This is a genomic window from Leptospira alstonii serovar Sichuan str. 79601, assembly GCF_000347175.1.
Lineage (GTDB): Bacteria > Spirochaetota > Leptospiria > Leptospirales > Leptospiraceae > Leptospira > Leptospira alstonii.
Genome location: NZ_ANIK01000057.1, coordinates 1 through 5,783 on the forward strand (window position 1 = coordinate 1; position 5,783 = coordinate 5,783).

General features: G+C 40.1%; 6 protein-coding genes and 3 pseudogenes. 3 read left to right on the forward strand and 6 right to left on the reverse strand.

Features of this window, described 5'->3' with window-relative positions; genetic code table 11:
• Nucleotides 1-1,275 (forward strand): annotated as a pseudogene (locus LEP1GSC194_RS12395) (hypothetical protein); the annotation flags it as partial.
• Nucleotides 1,276-1,278: 3 nt separating this feature from the next.
• Nucleotides 1,279-1,836, forward strand: a complete 558-nt coding sequence (locus LEP1GSC194_RS12400; RefSeq protein WP_020773913.1) for a hypothetical protein — start codon at nucleotides 1,279-1,281, stop codon at nucleotides 1,834-1,836.
• Nucleotides 1,837-2,483: 647 nt separating this feature from the next.
• On the opposite strand, the gene LEP1GSC194_RS12405 is transcribed toward LEP1GSC194_RS12400, so the two are convergent.
• The 6 genes and pseudogenes from LEP1GSC194_RS12405 to LEP1GSC194_RS12420 form a co-directional block, all read right to left on the reverse strand.
• Entirely contained in the window at nucleotides 2,484-2,864 is a 381-nt protein-coding gene (locus LEP1GSC194_RS12405) for a type II toxin-antitoxin system VapC family toxin (protein ID WP_020773910.1), read from the reverse strand.
• Nucleotides 2,855-3,076: a hypothetical protein gene (locus LEP1GSC194_RS12410; protein WP_020773912.1), complete on the reverse strand. Its 222-nt coding sequence runs from the start codon at nucleotides 3,074-3,076 to the stop codon at nucleotides 2,855-2,857. The genes LEP1GSC194_RS12405 and LEP1GSC194_RS12410 overlap by 10 nt, the downstream gene beginning before the upstream one ends.
• 49 nt (nucleotides 3,077-3,125) lie before the next feature.
• Entirely contained in the window at nucleotides 3,126-3,287 is a 162-nt protein-coding gene (locus LEP1GSC194_RS22685) for a hypothetical protein (protein WP_020773905.1), read from the reverse strand.
• A 4-nt stretch (nucleotides 3,288-3,291) separates the two neighbouring features.
• On the reverse strand, nucleotides 3,292-3,450 hold the full coding sequence (locus LEP1GSC194_RS22690) for a hypothetical protein (RefSeq protein WP_004500550.1): 159 nt from the start codon (nucleotides 3,448-3,450) through the stop codon (nucleotides 3,292-3,294).
• 10 nt (nucleotides 3,451-3,460) lie between these two features.
• Complete coding sequence (locus LEP1GSC194_RS12415) at nucleotides 3,461-3,814, reverse strand: helix-turn-helix domain-containing protein (RefSeq protein WP_004463259.1); 354 nt, start codon at nucleotides 3,812-3,814, stop codon at nucleotides 3,461-3,463.
• A 338-nt stretch (nucleotides 3,815-4,152) separates the two neighbouring features.
• Nucleotides 4,153-5,373, reverse strand: a pseudogene (locus LEP1GSC194_RS12420) (DDE-type integrase/transposase/recombinase); the annotation flags it as partial.
• Nucleotides 5,374-5,516: 143 nt separating this feature from the next.
• On the opposite strand from LEP1GSC194_RS12420, the pseudogene LEP1GSC194_RS12425 reads away from it, so the two are divergent.
• A pseudogene (locus tag LEP1GSC194_RS12425) lies at nucleotides 5,517-5,783 on the forward strand (hypothetical protein); the annotation flags it as partial.

A 5,783-nucleotide genomic window follows, 5' to 3' on the forward strand; every position in this document is an offset into this window, starting at 1 on the left:
GGTACAAACGCACTCAACTTGAACTCGAAGTCCGGTTTGTCGTCTAACGCTGATTTTATCGCTCAATATTCTATGAACCGAGGTATGTCGGAGGATTCCAGCGAGACCGCTGCGGAAGCAGAGTCTAGAGCCGCTCAGGAGAGAAATATTCGAGAACTTGGAGCGGCGATTTTGGAAGGAATGGGATTTGCTGCAACGAGAAGAGAAGGAGAAGACTACTCCCAAAACCACGGTGACATCGACAACGACGGAAAAAACAAAGGATCAGGTATCGATCCATCTAAGTTGGAAATAAACCAGTATGATCGTATTCAAAATAGGGATGGTGCTGCAGAGAATTTGAGTAAGAAAATAGATGAGACGTATAGCGCCAACCAAGGTAAAGACGGAAAGTTACACAAGGAGTTTACCGCGGAAATTGATTTGAGAAGAAGTCAGATTGCAGACAATGAGAAAAACATGAGTCTTGGGGACAAGGTGAAGTTGGACAAACTGAAAGATCAAAAAGCGGCTTTAGATGCGGAATACAAAGCGATCAATTCGGGGGGAGGAAAAAACGACAAATACAATGAAGTGCTTTTGTTAAAAATCGAAGCAGTGAATCATCAAATGAATGATATGAAGGCGGGAGACGCATTTAAATTCAAAGGAGAGAATGCAGACAACCGAACGCAACTGATGGGAAGAATGATTGAGCTGAAAGAGAAAGCAGTGTATGGAACATTGACTGCCAATGAGAAAAAAGATCTTGCTAAGGTAACGAGCGGTTTGGAAGATTATCGCCGATACGGCCAAGTAAGAGATCTGGTGTTGAACAACAAGATTTCGAGTACTCAGTTAGGATCATCGACGACGGCTGCAATTTGTTTTGTGAATTCGCATTCGAACTATTTGGGAGTGGATACAAAAACAAATTACTTTGCTCAAGCGCAGTTAGGAAATATCGGAATGACGAACAGTGACTACAGAGGAATGAAGGCTCCTTCTTTGGGTGTGGGACCTCAATGGAGCGGAGACTTGAATACTTTGAAAAATCAAAAAAGTTCCGAAGTCCATGTAACGAGATCGCAGGTTGATATTTTGAACCGAAGCAAAGCGAACAATGCGATCGTGTTTACGGACACAACCGGTGACGGAAATGCAAACCACTGGCAAAATGTGGCGAGGGGTAAAGATGGTCAATGGTACGACATTAATAACAACCGAGAGAAAAAAGAACCTAAGCCAATGGATTTCAGCAAGGTATATCAAATCAAATACAACGACAATTGGTGAAACATGAAAAAGAAAATCGCGTTAGTAAGTATGTTGTTCTTTGTTTTCTTCTGCAAGGAAGAGAACAAAGAAGTTCCGAAACAAGAAAGTCCGGTTAAGGAAGAGAAGGTGCAGGATATGAATACTGAATATGTATTCAATGGCGTATATTCAATGGATGATATGCATATTGTTAAAGATCTTTTTGGACTAAAGACTAAGTTTAAAGAATATTGTCTCCGAATTGATCTCAAGGCAAACGTTGTAGAACTTGGGATTTTAGAAGGCAAGGTTTACAAAGGTAAAATTTTAGAGAAAGATTCGGAAAGTGTAACGATTGAAATCAATGGCAAAAGCCGTAAGTATTTTTTGCTTACTTATCAAGGTTTATCAGGTTCAGACACTTATGCACTCATGGCCGATGACTACTCTGAAAAAGAAGCGGATGGAAAATGGAATTTGAATAGTTCTGCCGGTGCGGAAGCATCCATGCAAACGATTCAGCAATGTGTTTCCACGAGTAATCTAAAATACGAATTACAATATCATGAAGAAGACCACTCTGTACCGAAAAAGAAGTAGAAATGCGTCTAACGCACCTTTCAGTTTGAAAATTAAGTAGCGATATCTGTAAACCGAACAAAAGAGAATAGAACTTAGAAACAAACAAAAGTTCCCTTCTTTCCAATAGATGGTAAGGGGGCACAAGGAAAGCCTAGAAAAATCGGAACCCATTAGAAGACAAAAAACTGGGGGAAGAAATGGAAGAAAAGAAAAGCAAGAAAGGCTTTGTATTAGGGGAAGCGGTAAGAGACAAGAGAAGCGGCCAAAGGATGTATGTGTATTAGTGGATAGGTTTTAGGAATCAGTGGATAGTGGTTTTTCAGAATATTCAGATTTTATTGTGTTTAAACAGAATTTGATCCGGAGGCGAAATTGGAAGTACCGTTTGAGGACCTGGAGAAGGTGAAAGAAGAAAATTGGAAATTGACCGCTGACAAATAAGAGAATGTTGATATACTAAAGGAAGAATAGAAACCGATATGCTGCTTGAAGACCGAAAACTTTTAACTGAAAAGCTCGTTTTCAGACCCAGCAGAAAAGTGGGCACCGCCGTTTCAGACTAAACCCCGCCGACTTAAGAGGTTTTAGACCTTGAAGGCATATTAGAAATCATGAGTGTATCTAAAGATCAAACTTGCCCGGTGTAATAGCCGGGTTTTTTTGTATTAAGCCTTCCATGGATCGATGACGTTTAAGTTGGGAATGGATTGGAAGTCTTGAATGTTTCTTGAGACGAGAGTTAGACCGTGAACGAGCGCGGTGGCGGCGATGATAGCGTCTGGAGTTTTGATTTTGAGAATTTGTCTGAGACGGATTGTTTCCCTCTCGACAGATTCATCGAGCGGGAAGACATGCGCAAGAGAAACGAAGTATTGAATTTGTTCGATGTCTTCTTCGGAAGCTTTGTGCCAACCTAAGAGTTCGATTTTAGAGATGATGGAGACGGCCGGTAGAAGGTTGTCGATGAAATTAGCGGCGGGTTCCGGAAGTTCGTTTGCGAGATGATCGATGACAACGTTTGTATCAAGTAGGAATTTCAGTTCCATTCTTCTCTTTCTTTTTGAACTTTTTCTTGAAGTTTAGCGGCTGATTCTTTTGAGAGAGTTCCACGAAAGTCTTTCATTGTGGCCGGGCTTTTGGGTTCTTCCTTGATTTCGTCGACTGCGTAAAGAAGGACTTCGATGTTTTTCCCCACGTAACCTTCGGGAATGGAAAGATGGAGGTCTGTGTTTTGCGGAGTGAGTCTTGTTCTGATCATTGTTCGTATTCTTTAAAGTTCATCGAGAAGTTCTTGAATGTTGTTTTAGTTAAAGATTGTCGTAGACAGCATCTTCTTCGTTGTCCCAGACTTTTGTAAACGAGTCTTTCGGCTCGGTTAGAATTGTAATTTGGTTCACGAATGACAATTCTCGAAGAAGTTCGAGAAGTAGGTGCGCTTTTTCGTCTTTTACATCGAGAAGAATTTTCATTAAATTATCGACGCTTCTTTTTTTCTTTTAAATATTCATCGAGAGGAATCATCTTTTCTTTCTTCGCTTTTATTTCGTCGTAGAGCCGGATGTCTACGAGTTCTTCCTTTGAAATTTTCTTAGAATTATTATCTTTGATGAATTGAGAATGAGAGGATTTCATGATCTTCTTGTTATTTAGCTCCAGCGAGTTCTTGTATTTTTTTCTGAGTCACAACGAGATGTAGAATTTCTTTAACCGTATTTTTGTCTTTCTCATTCATTTTGTCGATCGTTTCAAAGTATCGAAGCAATTCTCTATCTTTTACTTCTACCTTTGCGCTTATCGAAGCCTTGTCAAAAGCGAGGTAGTCGAGAGAAACATCAAAGATTTCAGCGAGCTTAATCAAAATTTCCGTAGAAGGAAAATTCACGCCTCTTTCGTAAGCGGAGACTTGCTTTTGTTGGATTCCTATCTTGTTTGCAAGTTCTTCCTGAGTCCAATCTCGTTCTTGCCTTAGCTTTTTGATTCTCGAATGAATATCCATTTTGGGGTTTCTTGCGCTAGCTCCTATCCATTTACATCCTTAAAATATCCTAATGTAGTGAAAAATCTAACCAATTTTCGGTTTTTGAGTTTGACGGATTCGTCTATGAAGGCTAAATTATCCATCGAATTGGATTAACATTTTTTCCCTCCAAGGAGCCTTTCCTCATGGCATTCATCCCCGTGCAGAATCCACACCAAAGGTAGCAAGCTGGGTCCGGAAAACCGGAATGCCGCTTGAAAAGGTGAAATGATAAGATGACACCTTCACGGAGATCGAATAAAAAAAAAGAAACACCGACTAATTAAAATTAGCCGGTGTTTGAATGTGAAAATATACTTTCTCTTTTTCGAAATAGCAGAATGATCAGAACAAGGATCACATAAACCTTGTTTGTTGATTTTAGGTCGTTTTGCGGCGGCCTCTTTGATTTTCTCGACAAAACGGTGTTTGTCGGGAATATCACCGTTTAAGACTTGATCCGGCGAGAAACCGAACAAGACACCGCTTGGACGGGAGTTGTATTGGGGAACAGCGTCTTTGAGAGTGTCGATCACTTCCTCGAAAGAAACAGGATTTTTAGGAAACAGAAATTCATATTTCATTTTCTTGTTCACGGCTTCGATCATACTGTTAGAGTAGGAGATGTCGACCTGAGCGATTAGTTTTTCGATGAATAGATTGGATTGGTCTAAGAAACCATTGACCTCGCCTTGATTTTCGGAACCGTCGTCGCAAAGCAGCCGGATCGGTTTGTGAAAGAGATTGAATTTTTCACAAACCTCTTTCAGATTTGAAACCGTATTCTTTGCGTTCCATTCGAGTGAAGCTTTCCAACCGAGAATGGTTCTTGAGAAATTGTCCATGATGAAGTGGATGTAAGCTTTAGAACCGTCTTGCACGCGTAAGATGGTAGTATCCATATGCAGGAGAGTTAAAGGAGAAGAAGCACGAATGCCGATTCTTTGTTTAGGTTTTCGGAAACGTTTGAAATCCGGTCTTAAAGCCCGAGCATACTTGTAAAAAGTACTTAAATTCATAAAAGCTTTTGTGTCGTTTAACATTTGATAGAAGACGGACCTGAGAGGCCAATGTTGCAACTCCGGCTTTTTCAAATACTTGGCGATGATTGTTTGTTCTTTGGAAGTAAGTTGTTTGGGATGTAGTTTTCTACAAAGGTTAAAAGTAGAAGTGAGACAGTGAACCTCGTTTTTCCAACGATAAAAGCGTTGTGTAGAGATCTTCAAAAGTTTGCAGGCGGCTTTGATACCGATGAGAGGAGAGATCCTTGTAACAATGGAAACGATGTATTTCTTTTGTTCGCTCCAAATCCTTCTTTTTCCCCGCATATTTTCCGTTAAGGAAAAGTAAAATTGAAAAACTAGAAGAAGAGCGGAAAGAGTTTTTTTGAATGCCTTACTTTCCGAAATCTTTCTGTAGACGTCGTCTTTAAAATGAACGGGATCGTCTTCGGTAAACCCGACGACTAACGAGAGATTTCGTTTTCATAGTTTTGCAGAAAAAAATACTGAAGGAAGTTTTGTAAAGGAAAAAAGCAAAAGCACATAAAAATAATATGATATACTAATTTAAAAAATGAAATCCTCATTTTCACCGGGACTTAGTTTTCCTGAAATAAAAACTGTGCACCGCTAATTCCAAAATAAATTAGTAATATATAATATACAAAAGAAGGCGATATATGATACGAACGAATGAATATGAGAGAATACGGGAGCGGACGTTGAAGGAACTGGACGCGATGCTTGAGTCCGGAGGAGAAGGGCTTTCTGTGTGGCATCTGATGTATATCCAGGACGAGCCGGAACCTAAGTATTACCCATTGATAGAAGCGAGTTTGCGAAGAAAAGAAATCGACCAAGTCATAGCGGGAGCTTACTTAGCGGTTTCTTGGAAACTGAAAGAATTTGCACCGCTATTGCTTTTGTGGGACGGAAAGGGAGAAGCG